This is a genomic window from Chelatococcus sp. XZ-Ab1, assembly GCF_029309855.1.
Lineage (GTDB): Bacteria > Pseudomonadota > Alphaproteobacteria > Rhizobiales > Beijerinckiaceae > Chelatococcus_A > Chelatococcus_A sambhunathii.
In genome coordinates, this window is record NZ_JARKII010000015.1 from 1 (window position 1) to 18,660 (window position 18,660).

The 18,660-nt window shown below is 66.7% G+C and carries 16 protein-coding genes and 1 pseudogene; 3 read left to right on the plus strand and 14 right to left on the minus strand.

The genetic code is table 11. The features are described from left to right. Positions 1-128 (plus strand): annotated as a pseudogene (locus P2T65_RS18575) (IS5/IS1182 family transposase); the annotation flags it as partial. Here P2T65_RS18575 and P2T65_RS18580 read toward each other — a convergent pair. The 3 genes from P2T65_RS18580 to P2T65_RS18590 all read right to left on the minus strand — a co-directional run bounded on the left by P2T65_RS18580 (position 125) and on the right by P2T65_RS18590 (position 4,008). After that, positions 125-1,411, minus strand: coding sequence for an MFS transporter (locus tag P2T65_RS18580; protein ID WP_055460283.1), 1,287 nt, complete (start codon positions 1,409-1,411; stop codon positions 125-127). The pseudogene P2T65_RS18575 and the gene P2T65_RS18580 overlap by 4 nt on opposite strands. A gap of 246 nt (positions 1,412-1,657) precedes the next feature. Further along, positions 1,658-2,509: a universal stress protein gene (locus tag P2T65_RS18585; protein WP_055460284.1), complete on the minus strand. Its 852-nt coding sequence runs from the start codon at positions 2,507-2,509 to the stop codon at positions 1,658-1,660. A gap of 11 nt (positions 2,510-2,520) precedes the next feature. Next, on the minus strand, positions 2,521-4,008 hold the full coding sequence (locus P2T65_RS18590; RefSeq protein ID WP_063187339.1) for a SulP family inorganic anion transporter: 1,488 nt from the start codon (positions 4,006-4,008) through the stop codon (positions 2,521-2,523). 799 nt (positions 4,009-4,807) lie between these two features. On the opposite strand from P2T65_RS18590, the gene P2T65_RS18595 reads away from it, so the two are divergent. Then, entirely contained in the window at positions 4,808-5,992 is a 1,185-nt protein-coding gene (locus tag P2T65_RS18595; protein WP_276200463.1) for a hypothetical protein, read from the plus strand. Between the two features lie 176 nt (positions 5,993-6,168). Here the strand turns inward: P2T65_RS18595 and P2T65_RS18600 are convergent, their stop codons facing one another. Together P2T65_RS18600 and P2T65_RS18605 are read right to left on the minus strand one after the other, a co-directional pair. Continuing rightward, a complete protein-coding gene (locus P2T65_RS18600) occupies positions 6,169-7,638 on the minus strand; it encodes an NAD-dependent succinate-semialdehyde dehydrogenase (protein ID WP_276200464.1) in 1,470 nt (489 codons plus the stop codon). Between the two features lie 161 nt (positions 7,639-7,799). Then, positions 7,800-8,702, minus strand: coding sequence for a helix-turn-helix transcriptional regulator (locus P2T65_RS18605; protein WP_276200465.1), 903 nt, complete (start codon positions 8,700-8,702; stop codon positions 7,800-7,802). Here P2T65_RS18605 and P2T65_RS18610 point away from each other — a divergent pair. Further along, positions 8,701-10,266, plus strand: a complete 1,566-nt coding sequence (locus tag P2T65_RS18610; RefSeq protein WP_276200466.1) for an MFS transporter — start codon at positions 8,701-8,703, stop codon at positions 10,264-10,266. The genes P2T65_RS18605 and P2T65_RS18610 overlap by 2 nt on opposite strands. 440 nt (positions 10,267-10,706) lie before the next feature. Here the strand turns inward: P2T65_RS18610 and P2T65_RS18615 are convergent, their stop codons facing one another. From P2T65_RS18615 to ccoN, 9 genes are all read right to left on the minus strand, one after another. Beyond that, positions 10,707-11,075, minus strand: coding sequence for an SPW repeat protein (locus tag P2T65_RS18615; RefSeq protein ID WP_245280589.1), 369 nt, complete (start codon positions 11,073-11,075; stop codon positions 10,707-10,709). 668 nt (positions 11,076-11,743) lie between these two features. Beyond that, entirely contained in the window at positions 11,744-11,926 is a 183-nt protein-coding gene (gene ccoS / locus P2T65_RS18620; RefSeq protein WP_055460291.1) for a cbb3-type cytochrome oxidase assembly protein CcoS, read from the minus strand. Further along, entirely contained in the window at positions 11,923-14,184 is a 2,262-nt protein-coding gene (locus P2T65_RS18625; RefSeq protein ID WP_276200467.1) for a heavy metal translocating P-type ATPase, read from the minus strand. The genes ccoS and P2T65_RS18625 overlap by 4 nt, the downstream gene beginning before the upstream one ends. A gap of 4 nt (positions 14,185-14,188) precedes the next feature. Further along, on the minus strand, positions 14,189-14,983 hold the full coding sequence (locus tag P2T65_RS18630) for a DUF2189 domain-containing protein (protein WP_055460293.1): 795 nt from the start codon (positions 14,981-14,983) through the stop codon (positions 14,189-14,191). Positions 14,984-15,007: 24 nt separating this feature from the next. Further along, positions 15,008-15,226 carry a hypothetical protein gene (locus P2T65_RS18635; RefSeq protein WP_055460294.1) on the minus strand — a complete coding sequence of 73 codons (219 nt, stop codon included), beginning with the start codon at positions 15,224-15,226 and terminating at the stop codon, positions 15,008-15,010. Between the two features lie 3 nt (positions 15,227-15,229). Further along, positions 15,230-16,105, minus strand: a complete 876-nt coding sequence (ccoP, locus tag P2T65_RS18640; RefSeq protein WP_055460295.1) for a cytochrome-c oxidase, cbb3-type subunit III — start codon at positions 16,103-16,105, stop codon at positions 15,230-15,232. Beyond that, positions 16,096-16,263 carry a cbb3-type cytochrome c oxidase subunit 3 gene (locus P2T65_RS18645; RefSeq protein ID WP_055460296.1) on the minus strand — a complete coding sequence of 56 codons (168 nt, stop codon included), beginning with the start codon at positions 16,261-16,263 and terminating at the stop codon, positions 16,096-16,098. Before P2T65_RS18645 ends, ccoP begins: the two co-directional genes overlap by 10 nt. Continuing rightward, on the minus strand, positions 16,260-17,009 hold the full coding sequence (ccoO, locus tag P2T65_RS18650; protein WP_026015350.1) for a cytochrome-c oxidase, cbb3-type subunit II: 750 nt from the start codon (positions 17,007-17,009) through the stop codon (positions 16,260-16,262). Before ccoO ends, P2T65_RS18645 begins: the two co-directional genes overlap by 4 nt. Beyond that, positions 17,006-18,658: a cytochrome-c oxidase, cbb3-type subunit I gene (gene ccoN, locus P2T65_RS18655; protein WP_055460297.1), complete on the minus strand. Its 1,653-nt coding sequence runs from the start codon at positions 18,656-18,658 to the stop codon at positions 17,006-17,008. Before ccoN ends, ccoO begins: the two co-directional genes overlap by 4 nt. Between the last annotated feature and the right edge of the window lie 2 nt (positions 18,659-18,660).

An 18,660-nucleotide genomic window follows, 5' to 3' on the forward strand; every position in this document is an offset into this window, starting at 1 on the left:
TCTTCAACAAGATCAAACACTTCCGCCGTATCGCCACCCGCTTCGACAAGACGGCGGAAAACTTCCTCGCCGCCGTGAAGCTCGCGTCCATCCGCATCTGGCTACGCGGTTATGAGTCTACGGCCTAGAATCGCGCCAGCCGACGCAGTCGCGGCATGAGCACTCCCAGGCATGCCGCGGCGGCAAGAGCATAGGCCACCATGGCGAGATATTGCAGAGCAAGCGGCGCGCCCAGATCGAGTAGAACGCCCATGAGCCCCGGCGCGAGTGCCGAGGCAATGACCTGGGCCGCAAAGGCGACGGATCGGATCGCGCCGAGATGGCGCGTGCCGAACAGCTCCGCCCATAGCGCGCCGAGCAGCGTCGAGGCGCCCCCGTTGGTGAGTGCACCGAGGGCCATGAAGACCGGCACACTCCATGGCGAAGCCGACAGGGCGAGGACGGTGACGGCGCCCGCCATCGGCAAAAGGAAGAACGGCAACAGCCGGATCGAGCCGAAACGATCGATGAGCCAGCCGGTGGACAGTGCCGTGACCACGCTCACGCTCGCATAGACCGGGAACCAGCCGGCGAACCAGGAAAGCGTCCAGCCCTTGTCGTCAACGAGATAGGCCTGATGAAAGAATATCCCCGTCATGACGAAGGAGGGCGCCACGACCGCGACCAGGGCGGCAAAGAATTCGGGACGGCGCAGGACCTCCCCGCGGGTCCACTGTTTCTGGCCGGTGCCTTCCGCCTCGCCGCCGGTCTCGGTGTGATCGTGCCGCGGCTCCCGACGCAGCAGGGCGAGCGTGAGCGGAACGGACACGGCACAGAGGACGAAGGCGCCGACGAGCCACGTCTGGCGCCAGCCTATCGCCGCCATGAGGGCGACGGCGGTCGCCGGCATGAACGCTTCGCTCACCGGAAATCCCAGCACCGCGAGCGACATCATGCGGCCGCGCCGCTTGATATACCACCGGCCGACGCCGGTGAGCGCCAGATGTCCCATTGCGCCCTGGCCGAACAGGCGCAGCCCGAACAGGATCGGAAGCAGCAGCCATGGCGAACGGACTTGTGACATTCCCATGCACATCGCGGCCAGGGCAAGAAGCGCGAGCACCGCCAGTCCGCGGATCCTGAAGCGGTCGGCGATCTTCCCGCCCCACATCAGAACGCAGGCGCTGGCGATCGTGCCCAGGCTGTACAGGGTGCCGAAGCCGCCGTCGGAGAGAGCGAGGTCGGCTTTCAGCCACGGCGCGAAGACCGCGATGAAATAGGTCTGCCCGAAGGCGGATGACATGGTCATCACGATGGCGGCGACGACGAATTCGGTCGGCGCCGGAGCGCGCTGAAGACCAGCCGACCGAAGACCCGGTGCGGGACGGGCCGCGCCCGTCTGCGGCCCGGCGATGCCTGGTACATCAGCCATGGTCGAGGCCCACCGCCTGACGGGCCACGGTGCCGGAAGGGACGCAATGACGACCGGCGCCGGCTCCCGCAGGAGCGCACCGGACAGGAAGCGGTGCCGCGCGCACGCTGCAAGTTGGGCAGCCGTTGTCGAATGGTGGCATGGCCGTGAGCCTAGACAGGGGCGCGCCGGTAGGACAGTACGGGCAAGGCACGTCTGCCCTGCCTCCCTTGCAACCCGGAGCGCATCCTCCGCTTCCCTGATGCCCTACCGGAACATCATGATCGGGATCTTGCAGGAACGGACCATCTCGACGGTGGTCGAACCGACAATGAGGTTGCGGATGCGGGAGTGGCCGTAGGCGCCCATGACAAGGAGGTCGATGCCCTCGCGTTCGACGCTCTGGGCAATCACCTGTTCCGGCTGGCCGGGCACGAGGTCGGCTTTCGGCACGTAGCCCGCGGCGGCGAGCTGGGCCACGGCGCCGTCGAGCTTCTTCCGCGCGTCGGACGTCTCAGCGCCCACCATGAGCAGCCGGCAGGAAAGCCCGGCGAACATCGGGCTGCGCGCAATGTGGTCCACCGCCTTCAGAGCACTGGCGCCGCCGTCGAAGGCGACGAGGACGCGTTCGATTGGCCTGAAGGCGCGCGCCGCGACAAGTACCGGGCGGCGGCTGGCGCGCACCACACGTTCCAGGTTGGAGCCGAGGTGCAGCTTGGCGAAATCCGCTGCCTCGCCGCGCTTGCCGATGACCACGAGTTCGGCGTCCATCTCGCGCTCGGCGACCGTTTCAGTGAGATCGCCAAGGCGCAGGCTGGTCACGGCATCGATGCCGGCAGCGGCAAGGCGCGCCTTCGCTTCGTCGAGGACGAGACGACCGCGCTTCTGGGCAAGGCGTGCCTTCTCCTCGTCCAGCGCGGCGAGTTCGGCGAGCAGGGTGTCGCGGGCATCCGCCGAGAGGCTGCCGGTATAGTCCGCGGGAATGCTGGAGGTGTCGCGTCGGCCCAGGACATGCAGCACCTCGACCGAGGCGTCCAGGCGGGCGGCCGCCCAAGCGGCATGGTCGCAGACGCTTTGCGCATAGACGGAGGCATCGATCAGGGCGAGAAGCTTCGTCATGGCGTTTCCCCTCAATGGCCCATCAGGCGCTCAAGGGCGCCGGGCTTGTCATGGATGGCGAGCCGGTCGACGATGGTCTCGCTCGCTTCGTTGAGCCCGAGGATCTCGACCTCGGCACCCTCCCGCCGGAATTTGAGCACTACCATGTCGAGCGCTGCAACGCTGGAAATGTCCCAGATGTGGGCGCGCGAGACATCGATTGTGACCTTCTCCAGCGCCTCCTTGAAATCGAAGGCATCGGTGAAGGCATCCGCAGAGGCGAAGAAGACCTGGCCCTCGACGACATAGGTACGGTGGGTTCCGTCGGGCGACAGATATGATGTGACGCGGAAGATCTGGGCGATCTTCCAGGCGAAGAAGATGCCGGACAGCAGCACGCCGATGAGAACGCCGATGGCGAGGTTGTGCGTGGCGATGACGCCGAGGACGGTCGCCACCATGACGATGGAGGACGAGCGCGGATGGGTGGCGAGGTTCTTCAGCGACACCCAACTGAAAGTGCCGATCGAGACCATGATCATCACGGCGACGAGGGCGGCCATGGGAATCTGCTTCACCCAGTCGCCGAGGCCCACGCACAGGACGAGCAGGAAGACGCCGGCACAGAAGGTGGACAGCCGCCCGCGGCCGCCCGACTTCACGTTGATGACGGACTGGCCGATCATGGCACAGCCCGCCATGCCGCCGATGAATCCGGTGGCGAAATTGGCGATGCCCTGGCCGATGCACTCGCGGTTCTTGTCGCTCCTCGTGTCGGTCAGTTCGTCGACGATGGTGGCCGTCATCAGGGATTCGAGCAGGCCGACGGCGGCCACCGCTGCCGAATAGGGCAGGATGACAAGAAGCGTGTCGAGATTCAGCGGCACGTCCGGCAGGAGGAAGACGGGCAGCGTGGACGGCAGTTCGCCCATGTCGCCGACGGTTCTCAGATCGAGTCCGAGGCCGATCGAGACGGCGGTGAGCACGACGATGCAGACGAGCGGCGAGGGGATCGTCTTCGTGATGAGGGGCAGTAGGTAGATGATGGCGAGCCCCGCCGCCACCATCACATAGGTGAGCCACGGCACATTGGTGAGCTCCGGCAGCTGCGCCATGAAGATGAGAATCGCGAGGGCGTTGACGAAGCCGGTCATGACCGATTTCGAGACGAAGCGCATGACGTAACCGAGCCGCAACAGGCCAGCGCCGACCTGCAAGACGCCGGCGAGCACCGTCGCGGCGAGCAGGTATTGCAGCCCGTGTTCCTTGACGAGCGTGATCATCAGTACGGCCGTTGCCGCCGTTGCCGCCGAGATCATGCCGGGGCGCCCGCCCGTGAAGGCGATGATGACGGCAATCGAGAAGGAGGCATAGAGCCCGACCTTGGGGTCGACGCCGGCGATGATGGAGAAGGCGATGGCCTCCGGGATGAGAGCCAGGGCGACCACGAGGCCGGCGAGAATGTCGGCGCGGATGTTGCCGAACCATTCGGTTCTGAGCCGCGAAAGGGAGGAGGACATAGAAACAGGGCTCCGTGCAGGCGCGCCGTTGGTCCGGCGCGGCAAGAGAGGTCAGTTTGTCGTGAAGGAACAGGAGAGAACGGGATGTCGCAGCGGCCGCCTGAGAGCACGCGATCGCCGACACGGCGCGGCCGAGCGGGGAACGCAGATACAGGCAGGAGAGCGCGTAGCTTACATCGGCTCGTTCGTCTCTGGGAACAAAGGCTGCTGCAGCGCAGCATCGATGGTGCGTGCATAGACAGGGCGGCGTGTCATTGCAAGCCCGTTGATCGGGCGGTCGGCAGCAAGACCAGGGCAGACCAGTCCCGGTGGCTGCGCCGGAGCGGCGGATTGCCAGGCGCAGGCTTCCCGACACGGCTGCAGATGAACGTTTCAAGGTTTCCCTTCACGACGCCCACACCCATGCCCGGCGATCGGCATTGATGCCGCGGGCCGATCCTGCGGCTTACCGCCTGACGACGATCGCGCTCCGACTTGGGTCGACACGAAGGCCGGCGGCAGCAGCAAGCATGGCGGCTGCCTGTAAGTTGTGTTGTTGTGCCGCGTTGTCTTTCGAACGTATATCACTTGTCATAAAAGTCGTTCGGGGTTCTGATATGCTGACGGGCGCCATGAATACATTATTCTTCACGCGTGAGATGACACGACAGTTTTATATATTTCGAACTTGAGTTCTCTGCGTTTGGTTGTGAACGTCCGGGCGGGTCGGTCCGGGAGCGGCGTTCCGGATGGGACGCAACATCCCCCATCGCTGTTTGTCGCCTGGTCTGTAGCGGCATGTCGAATTGCGAGTGAAAGAATGATTCCAGCATCCGTTTTCAACAACCTGTCCCTCGGTATTTCCATGACAGCCGATCATCGGGCGCCGTTCTTGCCGCAGAGGCCGGGTGTGGGGCCGGGCAACGTAGGTTCGCCGGCCTTCCATCCTCCGGCTCCGGAGGTGGGGGCCAGGCTCGAGGAACAAATTCGAGAGGCCGCAACCTTCATCAATCAGATGTTTCCTGAGACCCGCGCCTGTTCGGATGTCGCTGGCGATGCGGAGCTGCGCCGGGAGAGGGCCGTGGATGGGGCGCGCAAGCATCGCCCGCGCCATCGCAAGATCTATCAGGTGTCGCGCAAGAATGACGACACTCCCGACAAGCTGCCGTCGTGGGACACGACGCACGGCGATCCCGTCTTTCGCATCGGTGCGGATGGACAACCACGTCAGGTCGGCTGGCGCACCGCCGACGGCACTTTGAAGAAGCTGGGTCTCGAGACGGGCGAGCCGAAAGGTGCCGGCAACCAGATCGGTCAGCCTCGCCGGGGCGGCGGGAGGCTCTACGAGACGATCAAGTGGGAACCGGACCATCCGCCGCCAAGGCAGTCCGTCGGTTCAAAGGATAGCATCTTCCTCGTCCACCCGAATGTTGCCAAAGCCCTCGGCGGCGAGATCGGCGATCCCTCGATCCAGAGCAGAATCATAGATGCCATTCAGAAGAAGGGGATCGAGCCGGTTGCCACCGACTTTGAGACCTTTGCGCCCAACGTTCCGCTGAGTTGGGATTTCAGGTTCGACTTCAACGGCCACGCGCCGACGGGTGCGCAGGATCTGGCGCGCCGGGATGGGCGCCGCTTCCGGGATGACCTGGCTCTCTACATCTATGAGAACAATCGTAATCCCCACAATCGCCCCATGGTTATCGACTCCGCAACGACGTACATACTTGTTTCTGATGTCCCTCATGGCGTCATCGGTCAGGCCGCTCCTGGCAGGGCGTACATGATGATCGCCTTCAATCATCTCGATGATGGTGTCCTCAAGCATGAGTTCGGCCATAAGTATGAACTGATGCACGACGATGACGATGGGGTCATGTATCCCTTCGTCCGGAAGCATCAGAACACGAACTATACCAATCAGAACAAGGCTGACATGGTTGGCCCGCTATCGAGGGCATTGGGCTATGATCCGGAAACGGGAAACGCGCCGCCGAACGGCTGATCGCCGCGAGGGAGGCGCCAGCGGCGCCGGCGATAGGAAAAAGGTGGCGAGGCCGAGCCCCCTATCGTCCATGCGATGACAAGGTTGGGAACGGAGCCGCTGCTCGATGCCCGAGCCGGTCGCCGGAGCCGGCGCGGGGGTGTTGCGGAAACCCGCTGGGGAGGGCTGCGCTTGCCTCACAGGCCGCCGACGCAGACGTATTTGATGTTCAGGTAATCGTCGATCCCATATTTGGAGCCCTCGCGCCCGACGCCGGATTCCTTGACCCCGCCGAAAGGCGCGACCTCGGTGGTGATCAGCCCCTCGTTGATGCCGACGAGGCCGTATTCGAGCGCTTCCGAAACGCGGAAGGCACGGCCGAGGTCGCGCGTGTAAAAGTAGCAGGCGAGGCCGTATTGCGTGTCGTTGGCAAGCTGCACGGCCTGTGCCTCATCCTTGAAGCGGAAGAGAGGGGCCAGCGGTCCGAATGTCTCCTCGCGGGCGACGGCCATGGCCGGCGTTGCGTCCGCGATCACCGTCGGCTCAAAGAAATTGCCGCCGAGGCTCTGGTGGCGCCGGCCGCCCGTGAGCATGCGCCCGCCCTTGGCGAGGGCGTCGGCGATATGCTCCTCCACCTTGGCGACCGCCTTCTCGTCGATGAGCGGGCCCTGCACGACGCCGTCCTCGAAGCCGTTGCCGATCTTCATGCCGGCCGAGGCCTTGGCGAGGCGTTCGGCGAAGGCTTCGTAGATGCCCTCCTGGACGAGGAAACGATTGGTACAGACGCAGGTCTGGCCGGCGTTGCGGTACTTGGCAATCATGGCGCCCTCGACGGCGCGGTCGAGGTCGGCGTCGTCGAAGACGATGAAGGGCGCGTTGCCGCCGAGCTCCATCGACACCTTCTTCATGGTGCGCGCCGCCTGTTCGGCGAGCTGCTTGCCGACCTCCGTCGAGCCGGTGAAGGTGATCTTCTTAACGAGGGGGTTCGACGTCAGCTCTCCGCCGATCTGCCGCGCCGCCCCGGTGAGAATGTTGACGACGCCGGCGGGAATGCCGGCCTCCTCGCTGAGCACGCCCCAGGCGAGCGCCGAATAGGGCGTCTGCGAGGCTGGCTTGACCACGATGGTGCAGCCGGCGGCGAGCGCGGCGCCGAGCTTGCGCGCGATCATGGAGGAGGGGAAATTCCACGGCGTGATGGCGCCGACGACGCCCACCGGGTCCTTCGTGACGAGGATGCGCCGGTTCTGCCACGGCGAGGGGATGACGTCGCCGTAGATGCGCCGGCCCTCCTCGGCGAACCACAGCACATACGCAGCCGACATGCCGACCTCGCCGCGCGCCTCAGCGAGCGGCTTGCCCTGCTCGGCTGTGAGGATGCGGGCGAGATCCTCCTTGTTGTCGGCGACGAGTTGGGCGAGGCGGCGCAGGTGATCGGCCCGCTCGGCCGCGGTCTTTGCCCGCCAGGACGGAAAGGCGGCATCGGCGGCCGCGATGGCTCGGGTGGTTTCGGCCGCTCCGGCGTTGGGCACTGTGCCGAGGAGCCGGCCGGTCGCCGGATCGGTGACTGCGATGGGCTCGCCGGCCGAGCTGTCCTTGACCCATTCGCCGCCGATGAGATTGGTGGAGCGGAAAAGCTCGGGGCGCTTCAATCGGGGCTCTGTCTGCATGGTTGTTCTCTCCAACTGCGCTCGCTTGCCGGCGCGCGCATCTCGACGGCACTGGCGGGCGGACGTGAGGGCAGCGCGCTTCCAGCATCCTCGAAGGGCAATGTGGCGCTGGCAAGGGCCATGAAGACAATCGGGACCTGCGCCCTCGGCGTGGGCAGGAGCTACGGGTCCCGTTTTTCAGCCGGCGACGGATCCTCGAAATAGACTACCATCCTGAGATGGCGATGTTCATCGACCGTCAGCACCTCGTGACGAAAGGTGCGATGCCTGCCGTGCGGATCGATGACGGCGCTGATGCCGCGGCTGTAGCTGTCCATGGTCGGCTGCTCGAACCAGCGCCGGAAATCCGCCGACAGGCTCTTGAGCTCGCCGATCAGCGATGCGAGCACCGGGCTCTCCGGCGCGGCGGCGACATCGTAACGGAACTGGGCGAGCAACCTTGGCGCATCCCGATGCCATGCCGGCAGCCGCCGGCGCAGGTCGGGGTCGGCGAAGAGCATGCGCATGATGTTGCGGTCCGCCTGCTCGCGGCCGGAGAGGCCGAGCAGCCGGTCGATGGCCGCATTCCAGGCGATCACGTCCCAGCGCAGGTTGACGACACAGGCCGGCCGCGCGGCGAGATCGTCCAGCATCTGCTGGATGAGCGGGCTGACCGAGAGCCACTGATAGTCTTCGAGCGGCGGTGGGCGCCGATGCGCCAGCAGAAAGAGGTGGCAGCATTCCGCGTCGTCCAGCCTAAGGGCCTTCGACACGTTGAGAAGGAAATCCTCGGAGACCTGAATGTCGCGCCCCTGCTCGAACCACGTGTACCAGGTCAGTCCGACGCCAGCGAGGGCAGCAACCTCCTCGCGCCGGAGACCCGGCGTGCGGCGCCGACCCGTCGAGGCGAGGCCGACGTCGGCAGGCGTCAGCCTGCGGCGGTGGCGTATCAGGAAGTCCGACAGGTCGCTTCGTGTGCGGGCGAGGGTTCGGTTCGTCAGGGGATTGCTCCAAGTAACAGGATAACTTCCAATATTGTAACAGGATGATGTCGTGCCGACAGTCCTCCGACAAGGAGGCAACATGACATCTCGCTGCGACATCGACATTTCTCTTCCAGACGCGGTCCTGGGCGACGCCGCGACGGTCCCGTCCTCGGCGCGGCTGCGGGAATGGCTGGGCCTTGCCCTTCTTTCCCTGCCGACGATCTTACTCGGGCTTGATCTGACGCTGCTGCATCTGGCGCTGCCAGCGCTCGCCGCCGACCTGCAGGCAACGAGCACGCAGGCGCTCTGGGTCATGGATGCCTACGGTTTCCTGATCGCGGGCTTTCTCGTCACCATGGGCACCCTGGGTGACCGCATTGGGCGTCGCCGACTCCTGATGATCGGCGCTGCCGCCTTCGCCGCCGCCTCGATCGCCGCGGCCTTCTCGCCCTCCGCACCGATGCTGATCGCGGCGCGTGCGGCGCTCGGGATCGCCGGCGCGACGCTGATGCCGTCCACCCTGGCGCTCATCAGCAACATGTTCGTCGCCCCCCGCGAGCGGGCGTTGGCGATCGGTGTCTGGGCCACCATGTTCGCGGCCGGCATGGCTCTGGGACCGATCGTGGGCGGCGCCCTGTTGGCGCATTTCTGGTGGGGCGCCGCATTTCTCTTGGCCGTCCCCGTCGTTGCGCTGCTGCTCGTCCTCGCCCCGGTCCTGTTGCCGGAATACCGCGCCCCGCGCGCTGGCCGCCTCGACCTTCCGAGCGTCGTCCTGTCACTCGCCGCCATGCTGCCGGTCATTTACGGCGTCAAGCGGTTCGCGAAGGACGGGCCCACGCCCGAGGCAGCCGTCGCCATGGGGCTCGGGGTACTCGTCGCGCTCATCTTCGTGCGGCGGCAGCGGCGTCTCGCGGACCCGCTCGTCGACATGAGCCTGTTCGCCGAAAAGGCGTTCGGCATTGCGCTGGTGGTGCTGCTCTTCGGCCTCGTCGCCGTCGGGGGCACCATGCTGCTCGTCACGCAGTACCTGCAGCTGGTGGCCGGCCTTTCGCCGCTCGTCGCCGGTCTCTGGATGGGACCGCCGGCCGTGGCCATGGTCGTTGCCGGCATCGGCGCGCCGCTTGTCGCGCGGCGCGTCAGGCCGGGATATGTGGTCTCCGGCGCGCTTGCCCTGTCTGTTGCCGGCTATCTCATGCTGACGCAGCTCGACGGCGGCGGTTCGGACCTGGGGCTGCTGGGCGCCGGCTTCTCGTTGGCCTATCTCGGGCTCGGGGCGATCGCGGCGCTCGGTACGGATCTCGTCGTCGGTTCGGCGCCCCCCGAGAAGGCGGGGTCGGCGTCTGCATTGTCGGAGACAGTGCAGGACCTCGGCGCCTCCCTCGGCGTCGCCGCGCTCGGCAGCCTCGCCACCGCTGTCTATCGCGGCGCAATGGCGGGGCGGGGGATGGAGACGCTCGCCGGCGATGCGCGCGAAGCGGTTGCGGACAGCCTCTGGGCGGCCTCCGCCATCGCCGGCAGGCTGCCGGCGGGGCTGATCGACCAGGCGCGGGCCGCCTTCATGGCGGGCTTCACCGCTGCTGCTGTCGTCAGCGCCGTATCAGTCGCCATTCTCGCGGTGCTTGCCGCCGTGGCGCTGAGGCATGTCGGCCGCCCGGGCGATTGAGCGACCGAACGGGGTGCGCCTCTGGCCGATTGCAAGCGATTGGGTTTCAGGCACCCGTATCGGGGGCATCCCGAATGGCAGGCAGGGGTAAGCGGGCATTGCGATCAAATCGCGCGATTATATCGAGCGGGAGGACTGGGGGCGCCTTGCATGGCCGCAAACAAGGATACGCATCGCGGAAGTCAGCCTGACGTTGGCGGGCTGCAACCTCGCCCACGAGGCGGCCTGCGTGCCGGCGAGGATCTTGGAGATGACCGGCATGTCGCCGGGCGAAGTCGCTGAGAGTCGTCGAGCGCTGGCGGCGTTGCGCGAAAAGCTGCACGTTGGTTTGCCGGACAGGGGCTGACGCGGCAGCGGCCGGCGCGGCGACCGGAGCATGGGACAATGATGAGGGGCGAGCCCTGCCACGGACGGCTGGGCCCGCCCGGATGAGCTTGCCGTCAGGCGGCGCCTACCGGCTGACGGTGGATGAACCACAGCTCGATCGCGGCGAGGACGGCGACGATCACGCCCGCGATCACGTGCGGATAGAACGCCGCAGCGATCCCGGTGAAGCCGAGCACCCACGGCGAGATCAGCGCCCAGATGCCGAGCGCCAGGTTCGCCCATTCCTCCCATTCCGCGAAGGAGACGAGCGCGCCGATGGCGATGAGCGCGATCGCCGCCCCAACGAGCCAAGCGTTCCAGGAGGCCGCTGCCTCCATGGTGAAGCCCAGCACCCAAGGGCTGAGTGCGAGGCAGACGCCGACGAGGGCATTGCCGACGTCGAGCGCCGTATGCTCCGTCTTCCTCATCATTCTCGCTGGCATGACACTGCTCCTTCCTTGACACACCGGTCGCCCGTGACGCGCGCAGCCGGCCTTCGCCGTGGCAGGGCCGCAAAGCCGCGCCGCCGGCGCGGCCAGCGAACATGCAAGGTGAAGGAGAGGGACACGTACTGCGTCGTCCTCATGGCCACATCCTCCGGTGGAGGACCGTGCATGGGCGACATCTCCGGACCCCGGTCCGGCTGCGGCCCGTGTCACGGTGACCGCTTGCTCTTCATTTAGCCGGGAAAGCCTTACTTTTCAAGGGTTATGGGGATCAGTCCATCACGGCATGGCCCGGTTCGCCCTTGCGGTCGGCAGGTCCGGCCGGCGCATCATCAGGAGCCGTAGCACGGACAGGAGCAGCACGGTCGTCATGGTCAGCGTCGCGACCGAGGCTCCTGTGTCCAGTAGCTCTCGTTCCAGAGCGAATAGGCGAGCATCATGATACCCGTGAGCATCAATGAGACGCGGGTCGGGGCGAAGACAGCCGGCCGGCGATGAGCATGGCGATCATGGTGTCGATCCCGCGCGGCGCCATCAGGAGCCCTACGGTCGCAGCCGAATAGCCGCCGAGCATTCGCAGATAGGGCGAAAACGATCTGCAAACAGCGCTATTGAAGCGGTTGGAGCATGCCTCCACTGGCTCGGCGTCCCCGCGATGGCATGGTTCAGCATTGGCTGGAGGCGGACTTTCCGTGCGGCAGGATGGGCGCGTCCTCGTCATCGAGTACACGTTCGGCCGCGCCGTCGAGATCCTCGTACTGGCCGCCGCGCAGCGACCAGAGGAAGACGGCGAGCCCGACGAAACCGAGGCCCAGCGACAGCGGGATGAGGTAGAAAAAGTCGCTCATGCACGTGCCTCCGACATCCGGCCGACGCGCCGGCCCGCCTCTCGGGCGCCGCCGTCGGCACGGCCGAGGCGCAGCGCATTCGCAACCACGATCACCGAAGAGGATGACATGGCCACGGCGGCGAAGAGCGGTGTCACGAAGCCGAACACCGCGAAGGGCAGGGCGATGGCGTTGTAGATCAGCGCGAGGGCCAAGTTCTGGCGGGTCAGCGCTTGCGCCGCGCGGGAGAGGCCGAGGGCCGCCGGCACGGCCTCGAGCCCGTCGCGCAGGAAGACGAAGTCGGCTGCGTTGCGGCCGATGTCGGCGGCCGTGGCCGGTGCCATCGACGCATGCGCGGCGGCGAGCGCCGGCGCGTCGTTGAGCCCGTCGCCGACCATCAGCACCTTGCGGCCGTCGGCGGCGAGCGCGGCGAGGATCGCCACCTTGTCGCCCGGCACGAGGTCACCGGCGCATTCGGTAATGCCGAGCTCGGCGGCAAGGCGCAGGACCTCATCGCTGCGGTCGCCGGAGAGGAGGACGATCCTGAGCCCCTCGGCCTTGAGCGCCCGCACCGCCTGCTGCGCGCCCGGCCGCAGTCGGTCGGCGAATGAAAAGCCGGCGACGAGGCGGCCGTTACGCGAGAGGACGGTGCCGGTGATGCCGCTGGCGTCGCGGAGCGCCCAGGCCGCGCGGCCGAGGCGGTAGACATGGCCGCCCGCGGTCGCCTCGAGCCCGAGGCCGGGATGTTCGCCGACGCTGTCGAAGACGGGCGCCAGCCGCACCCGGTGCTGCGCGGCGGCGGCGATGGCGCGCGCATGGGGGTGGCGCGAATGGGCGGCGATGGCCGCGGCGACCGCAAGTTCGGCCGGTGCAATGTCGCCGGCATTCGTAAGCGCGAGGATGCCCTGCGTCAGCGTCCCCGTCTTGTCGAAGACGACGGTGTCGATCTCGGTGATGCGCTCCAGCGCGCCTCCGTCCTTGACCATGATGCCGGCCTCGAAAAGGCGGCGGGCGGCGACCACCTGCACCATCGGCACGGCGAGCGCCAGCGCGCAGGGGCAGGTGATAATGAGCACGGCGACAGCGACGGTGAGCGACTGGTGCCAGCCGCCGCCGACAAGCATCCAGCCGATGAAGGTGACGAGCGCAGCCGCATGGACGAAAGGCGCATAGAGAGAGGCCGCGCGGTCGGCGAGCCGCCGGTAGCGCGAGCGTCCACCTTCCGCCGCCTCCATGAGGCGCAACATCTCGGCGAGGAAGGAATCCTTTGCCGCCGCCCGTGCCCGCATCGTCACCGGCCCGGTGAGGTTGAGCGTGCCGGCCTCCACGGCGGTGCCGGGGCCGGCCTCGCGCGGCAGGCTCTCGCCGTTGACGAGCGAGCAGTCGATGTCCGATTGCCCGGCGATGATCTCGCCGTCAACCGGGATGCGTTCGCCCGCGGCCACCATCAGCGTCATGCCGGGAGCGATTTCGGAGAGCGGCAGGTATTCCTGCCGTCCGTCGCCACGGACCACATGGGCGCCGCGCGCGGCGAAACGCGCGAGGCCCTTGACGGCGGTGCGTGCCCGCTCGCGCATGACATGATCGAGCGTGCGGCCGATGAGCAGGAAGAAGATGAGCGATACGGCTGCGTCGAAATAGGCATGAGCACCGCTGTTCACCGTGTCGTAAAGGCTCATGCCGAAGGCGATGAGGATGCCGATGGAAATCGGCACGTCCATGTTGGTGCGCCCGTGGCTGAGTGCGTTCCAGGCGGAGCTGAAGAAGACGCGGCCGGAATAGGCGATGGTCGGCAGGGCGATGGCGGCGGAGATGAGGTGGAAGAGGTCGCGTGCGCCGGCCTCGGCGCCGGACCACACCGCTACTGACATCAGCATGATGTTCATCGCGCCGAAGCCCGCCACCGCGAGCGCACGCACGAGGCTGGAGAGCGTCTCGTCGCGCTCGTCGGCTGCCGGGTCGTCGAGATGGGCGGGATAGCCGATGGCCGCAAGCGTCGGGACGAAGGCGCTCGGGTCCGCCGCCTCGCGCCAGCGCACCGAGACGCGGCGCGTGGAGAGGTTGACGCGCGCGCCCTCGACGCCGTCGATGCGCCCGAGCGCGTTCTCGACCGTGCGCATGCAGGCACCGCAATGCACGGCCGGAACGGACAGGTCCGTCTGCCACAGGCCCTCGCCGATGCGATGGCTGGCGAGGACGATCTCCTCCCGCGAGGGCCCTCCTTCAGCGGCCGCGGGCGCGGCGGCGAGGGCGAGCGTGGCCGGCCCGCAGCAGCTCATGGGGTCATTCCTCCTGCGCGATGGCCTTGTAGGCGTGCCAGGTGCCGTGGCCGAGCACCGGGAAGGTGATGATGAGCCCGAGGAGGCCCGTGACGAGGCTCGCTAGGAAGAGCGCGAGCACGATGGCGCCCCAGGCGAGCATCACGGGCAGATTGTTCCACACCAGCGCCATGCTCTTGCCCATGGCCGTGAAGGCATCCACGCGCCGGTCGAGCAGCATCGGGATTGAGAAGGCGCTGATGGCAAAGGAGAAGGCAGCGAACAGTGCCCCGACGAGGCTGCCGACGACGAGCATGGCAAGGCCGAGTGGTGTGCCGAACAGCATCGCCGTGATCGGCCCGAGGCCGGGTACGAAGGGCTGCCAGCCGAAAAACAGCGCGTAGATGATGACGGCTGCACGCATCCATACCAGCATCAGCATCATCAGGAGCGCGCCGGTGAAGAGGATCTGCCCCGTCGAGGCCGCCTTCACGAAGATCATGCCGGCAAGGCTCGCCCTTCGCCCCTCGGCAAGGCGCCGGCTCTTTTCGTAGAGGCCGATGGCGAGCACCGGTCCGACCACCATGAACCCAGCCAAGGCAGGGAAGAGGATGTAGTCGAATCCGAAGGCGAACAACCCCCAGATCGTGATGACTGAGACGGCGAAGACGAGAACGCCGTAGGCGAGGCTCGCCCCTGGCTGCACCGTGAAGTCCCGCCAGCCCTTCCGGAGCCAAGTGAGGGCCTCCGACGCAGGCAGTCCGCGATCGAGATCGACGCGGGCGGGCTTGACCGGCGCTTCGTGCGCGACTGTGCTCATGTCCTTTTTCCTCGCTCCGTCCGCTCAGCACGATGACTTGGCCGCGCGGAAGGCGCCTTCGCCCCCGCCCGGCGCCTTCAGATGGGCGACGCAGTCCGGCTGCGAGGACAGCGCCACCGCGACGAGATGCGCGTTCGCTCCGATGATCACCGCGGCCGCCACCGCGACGATGAGGAAGGCCGTGAGGCGCCCCCGCGACAAAGGCTTGCGGGCCGGATCCCGATGTCGTGTCCTCGCCGTCATGGGTCACTTGCCTCCGCCGAGGTCGAGCACGTAGAGCGTGAGGATCTTGCGGTCGAGCTCCGAGAGCCGCGTCTCCCACGCCGGCATGTGGCCCTGGCGACCACCGTAGACGGTATTGAAGATCGACTGGCGGTCCCCGCCGTAGATCCAGAAGCCGTCCGTCAGGTCAGGAGCCCCCACGTCGGTGCTGCCCTTGCCCTCTGGCCCGTGGCACGAGGCGCAGTTGGCGTCATAGACCTCCTTGCCCGCGACAATCGCTTCTTTTTCCGGCCCGCTCGCGAGGGTCGGATCGCTCAGCGACTGCACATAGGTGACGACGTTGAGTACGGCCGCTCTGTCGAGCATCTGGTCGCGGCCGAAGGCGAGCATCTGTGCGATGCGGCCCTCGGGATGGCCGCTGTTGATGCCGACACGGATCGTCTCGGCGATCGCCTCGGGCGTGCCGCCCCACAGCCATGCACCGGCCGTGAGGTTAGGATAGCCGGGCCCGCCCTTGCCGGCGGTGCCGTGGCAGACCGCGCAATTGTCGCCGAAGAGGGCGCGGCCGCTCTCGCGCACCTTCTGCATCAGGCCTGCATCCGCCTGGATGGTGGCATAATCGTCCTGCGCGATGCGCTGCGCCCAGCTGCGCTGGCGCGCGGCCTCGGCGACGCTCTCGCGCACGATCTCGCGCTGGTCGATACCGAGCAGGCCCTTCGTATAGGTCACGCCGAGCGGCCAGGCCGGCATCAGCACCCAGTAAACGAAGGCGAAGAGGGCTGTGACGGAGAGGAAGAACCACACCGCCTTCGGCACTGGGGTGTTCAGTTCCTTGATGCCGTTCCACTCGTGCCCGGTCATTCGCTGACCGGTGTAGGGATCGTGCTCGCCTACCGACATGGCGTGTCCTCGTCGTCGATGATGCTCTTGGCAGCTTCCTCGAACCGCTCCTTGTTGGAGGGCCAGAAGGTGTAGGCGACGACGGTGATGGCCATCGCCATGAGGTAGAAGAGGCCGTAGGATTTGGAGAACGCGACGAGCGTGTCGTGGTCGATCATGGCTTCGCCCCTTCGGTCGATGCGGTCTGCTGGTGGGCGGCGTCCGTGAGGCGGCCGAGCACCTGCAGGTAGGCGACGAGCGCATCCATCTCGCTCACCCGCTCGGGCTTGCCATCGAAGGCGCGCACGTTGGTAGCCTCGCCGTAGCGGGCGGTGACGCCGGCCGCGAAGGGGCCGTCCGGCATCGCCTGGCCATAGGCGTCGGCGGTGGCGTTGGCGATCATCTCGTCCGTATAGGGCACGCCGACCACGCGCTGGGCGGCGAGATGGTCGGAGAGGTCGTTCACCTTGAGCGGCGTCTCGGCGAGCCAGCGGTAGGCCGGCATGATCGATTCCGGCACCACGTCGCGCGGGTTGATGAGATGCGCAACGTGCCAGGCATCGGAATACTTGCCGCCGATGCGGGCGAGGTCCGGCCCCGTGCGCTTGGAGCCCCAGAGCATCGGGTGGTCGTATTTCGACTCGACCGCCAGCGAATAGGGTCCGTAGCGCTCCACCTCGTCGCGCAGGGTGCGGATCATCTGCGAGTGGCAGGCATAGCAGCCCTCACGGATGTAGATGTTGCGCCCCGCGAGTTCGAGCGGCGTGTAGACGCGCATATCGGGCGCCTCCTCGACCGTCTCGTCGATGGTGAAGAGCGGGGCGATCTCCATGAAGCCGCCGATGCTCGACACCACGATGATGGCGACGACGAAGCCGATGGCGTTGCGTTCGAGCTTTTGATGGATGCCGAACATCTCAATCATTCTCCCGCTTGGAGCGACCGGGCGAGGGCGGGAACGACGGGCGCGTCGGGCGCGTCGGCCCGTTCGGCCGACGCCTCGCGGATGGTCATCCACACGTTGTAGAGGCCGACGACTGCGCCGATGACGAAGAGGAGGCCGCCGATGGCACGGGCGATGTAGTAGGGCCGCATCGCCACGAGCGAGTCGATGAAGGAATAGGCGAGCGTGCCGCCTTCGTTGTAGGTACGCCACATCAGGCCCTGGATGATGCCCGAGTTCCACATTGCGAAGACGTAGACGAGCGTGCCGGCCAGCGAGAGCCAGAAGTGCACCTCGACGAGCTTGTTGGAATACATGGCCGGCCGCTTCCAGACCCACGGCACGACGGCATAGATCGAGCCGAAGGTGATGAGCGCTACCCAGCCGAGCGCGCCGGCATGCACGTGGCCGACCGTCCAGTCCGTGTAGTGCGAGAGCGAGTTGACGGCGCGGATCGACATGAACGAGCCCTCGAAGGTCGAGAGGCCGTAGAACACTGCCGCCAGCATCATGAAGCGCAGCGTGGCGTCATCACGCACCTTGTGCCAGGCGCCGTTGAGGGTGAGCAGAGCGTTCGCCGCCGCCATCCACGAGGGCACGATCAGCATGATCGAGAAGGTCATGCCGAGCGTCTGCACCCATTGCGGCAGGGCCGTGTAGTGCAGGTGGTGCGAGCCCGCCCACATGTACATGAAGGTGATGCCCCAAAAGCCGAGGATCGACATGCGGTAGGAGAACACCGGCCGGCCCGCGCGCTTGGGCAGGTAGTAGTACATCATCCCGAGGAAGCCGGCGGTGAGGAAGAAGGCGACCGCGTTGTGGCCGTACCACCACTGCGTCATCGCATCCTGCACGCCCGAGAAGGCCGAGTAGCTCTTGGCGCTGCCGAAGGAGATCGGCACGGCGAGGTTGTTGACGATGTGCAGGATGGCCACGACCAGGATGAAGGCCATGTAGTACCAGTTGGCCACGTAGATATGCGGTTCCTGCCGGCGCATCAGCGTGCGCAGGTAGATCGAGAAATAGACGACCCACACGACGACGAGCCACAGGTCGGCGTACCACTCGGGCTCGGCATATTCCTTCGACTGGGTGATGCCGAGGAGATAGCCGCTCGCCGCGATGAGGCAGAAGAGGTTGTAGCCGACGAGCACGAACCACGGGCTGAACTGGTCGGGCAGGCGGGCGCGGGACGTGCGCTGCAGGACGTGGAAGGAGGTGGCGATGAGCGCGTTGCCGCCGAAGCCGAAGATGACGCCGGAGGTGTGCACCGGCCTGAGGCGGCCGAAGCTCGCCCAGGCGGCGTCGAAGGTCATGTCTGGATAGACGAGCAGCCAGGCGACCCAGTCGCCCACGCCCATGCCGATGACGCCCCAGATCATGGCGAGCACGACGCCGGCCTTCGTCGGCGTGTCGTAATACTGGGCGAGGCGCTCCTCGCCCGGCTCTGGCGCATAGAAGCCGGCGATGACGAAGAACATCAGGATGACGGCCGAGGCCATGATGAGCCCGCCGTGCACGGCAAGAATGTCCCCCCGGCCGGCGATGGCCAGGGCAAGGCCGAATGTCGCCACGGCCGTCAGCACGGCAAGAGCCAGCCGCCTCTCGCCCCTCGTCAGTTCCGATATCATGG

Coding starts and splice junctions, on each gene's coding strand:
- ccoS (WP_055460291.1), bottom strand. CDS start 11,926: ATGAGCGACTTTTTCTACCTCATCCCGCTGTCGCTGGGCCTCGGTTTC.
- P2T65_RS18605 (WP_276200465.1), bottom strand. CDS start 8,702: ATGTTGCCTCCTTGTCGGAGGACTGTCGGCACGACATCATCCTGTTAC.
- P2T65_RS18580 (WP_055460283.1), bottom strand. CDS start 1,411: ATGGCTGATGTACCAGGCATCGCCGGGCCGCAGACGGGCGCGGCCCGT.
- P2T65_RS18630 (WP_055460293.1), bottom strand. CDS start 14,983: ATGAGCACAGTCGCGCACGAAGCGCCGGTCAAGCCCGCCCGCGTCGAT.
- P2T65_RS18590 (WP_063187339.1), bottom strand. CDS start 4,008: ATGTCCTCCTCCCTTTCGCGGCTCAGAACCGAATGGTTCGGCAACATC.
- P2T65_RS18645 (WP_055460296.1), bottom strand. CDS start 16,263: ATGATCGACCACGACACGCTCGTCGCGTTCTCCAAATCCTACGGCCTC.
- ccoN (WP_055460297.1), bottom strand. CDS start 18,658: ATGATATCGGAACTGACGAGGGGCGAGAGGCGGCTGGCTCTTGCCGTG.
- ccoP (WP_055460295.1), bottom strand. CDS start 16,105: ATGTCGGTAGGCGAGCACGATCCCTACACCGGTCAGCGAATGACCGGG.
- P2T65_RS18600 (WP_276200464.1), bottom strand. CDS start 7,638: ATGCAGACAGAGCCCCGATTGAAGCGCCCCGAGCTTTTCCGCTCCACC.
- P2T65_RS18610 (WP_276200466.1), top strand. CDS start 8,701: ATGACATCTCGCTGCGACATCGACATTTCTCTTCCAGACGCGGTCCTG.
- ccoO (WP_026015350.1), bottom strand. CDS start 17,009: ATGATTGAGATGTTCGGCATCCATCAAAAGCTCGAACGCAACGCCATC.
- P2T65_RS18595 (WP_276200463.1), top strand. CDS start 4,808: ATGATTCCAGCATCCGTTTTCAACAACCTGTCCCTCGGTATTTCCATG.
- P2T65_RS18625 (WP_276200467.1), bottom strand. CDS start 14,184: ATGAGCTGCTGCGGGCCGGCCACGCTCGCCCTCGCCGCCGCGCCCGCG.
- P2T65_RS18615 (WP_245280589.1), bottom strand. CDS start 11,075: ATGCCAGCGAGAATGATGAGGAAGACGGAGCATACGGCGCTCGACGTC.
- P2T65_RS18635 (WP_055460294.1), bottom strand. CDS start 15,226: ATGACGGCGAGGACACGACATCGGGATCCGGCCCGCAAGCCTTTGTCG.
- P2T65_RS18585 (WP_055460284.1), bottom strand. CDS start 2,509: ATGACGAAGCTTCTCGCCCTGATCGATGCCTCCGTCTATGCGCAAAGC.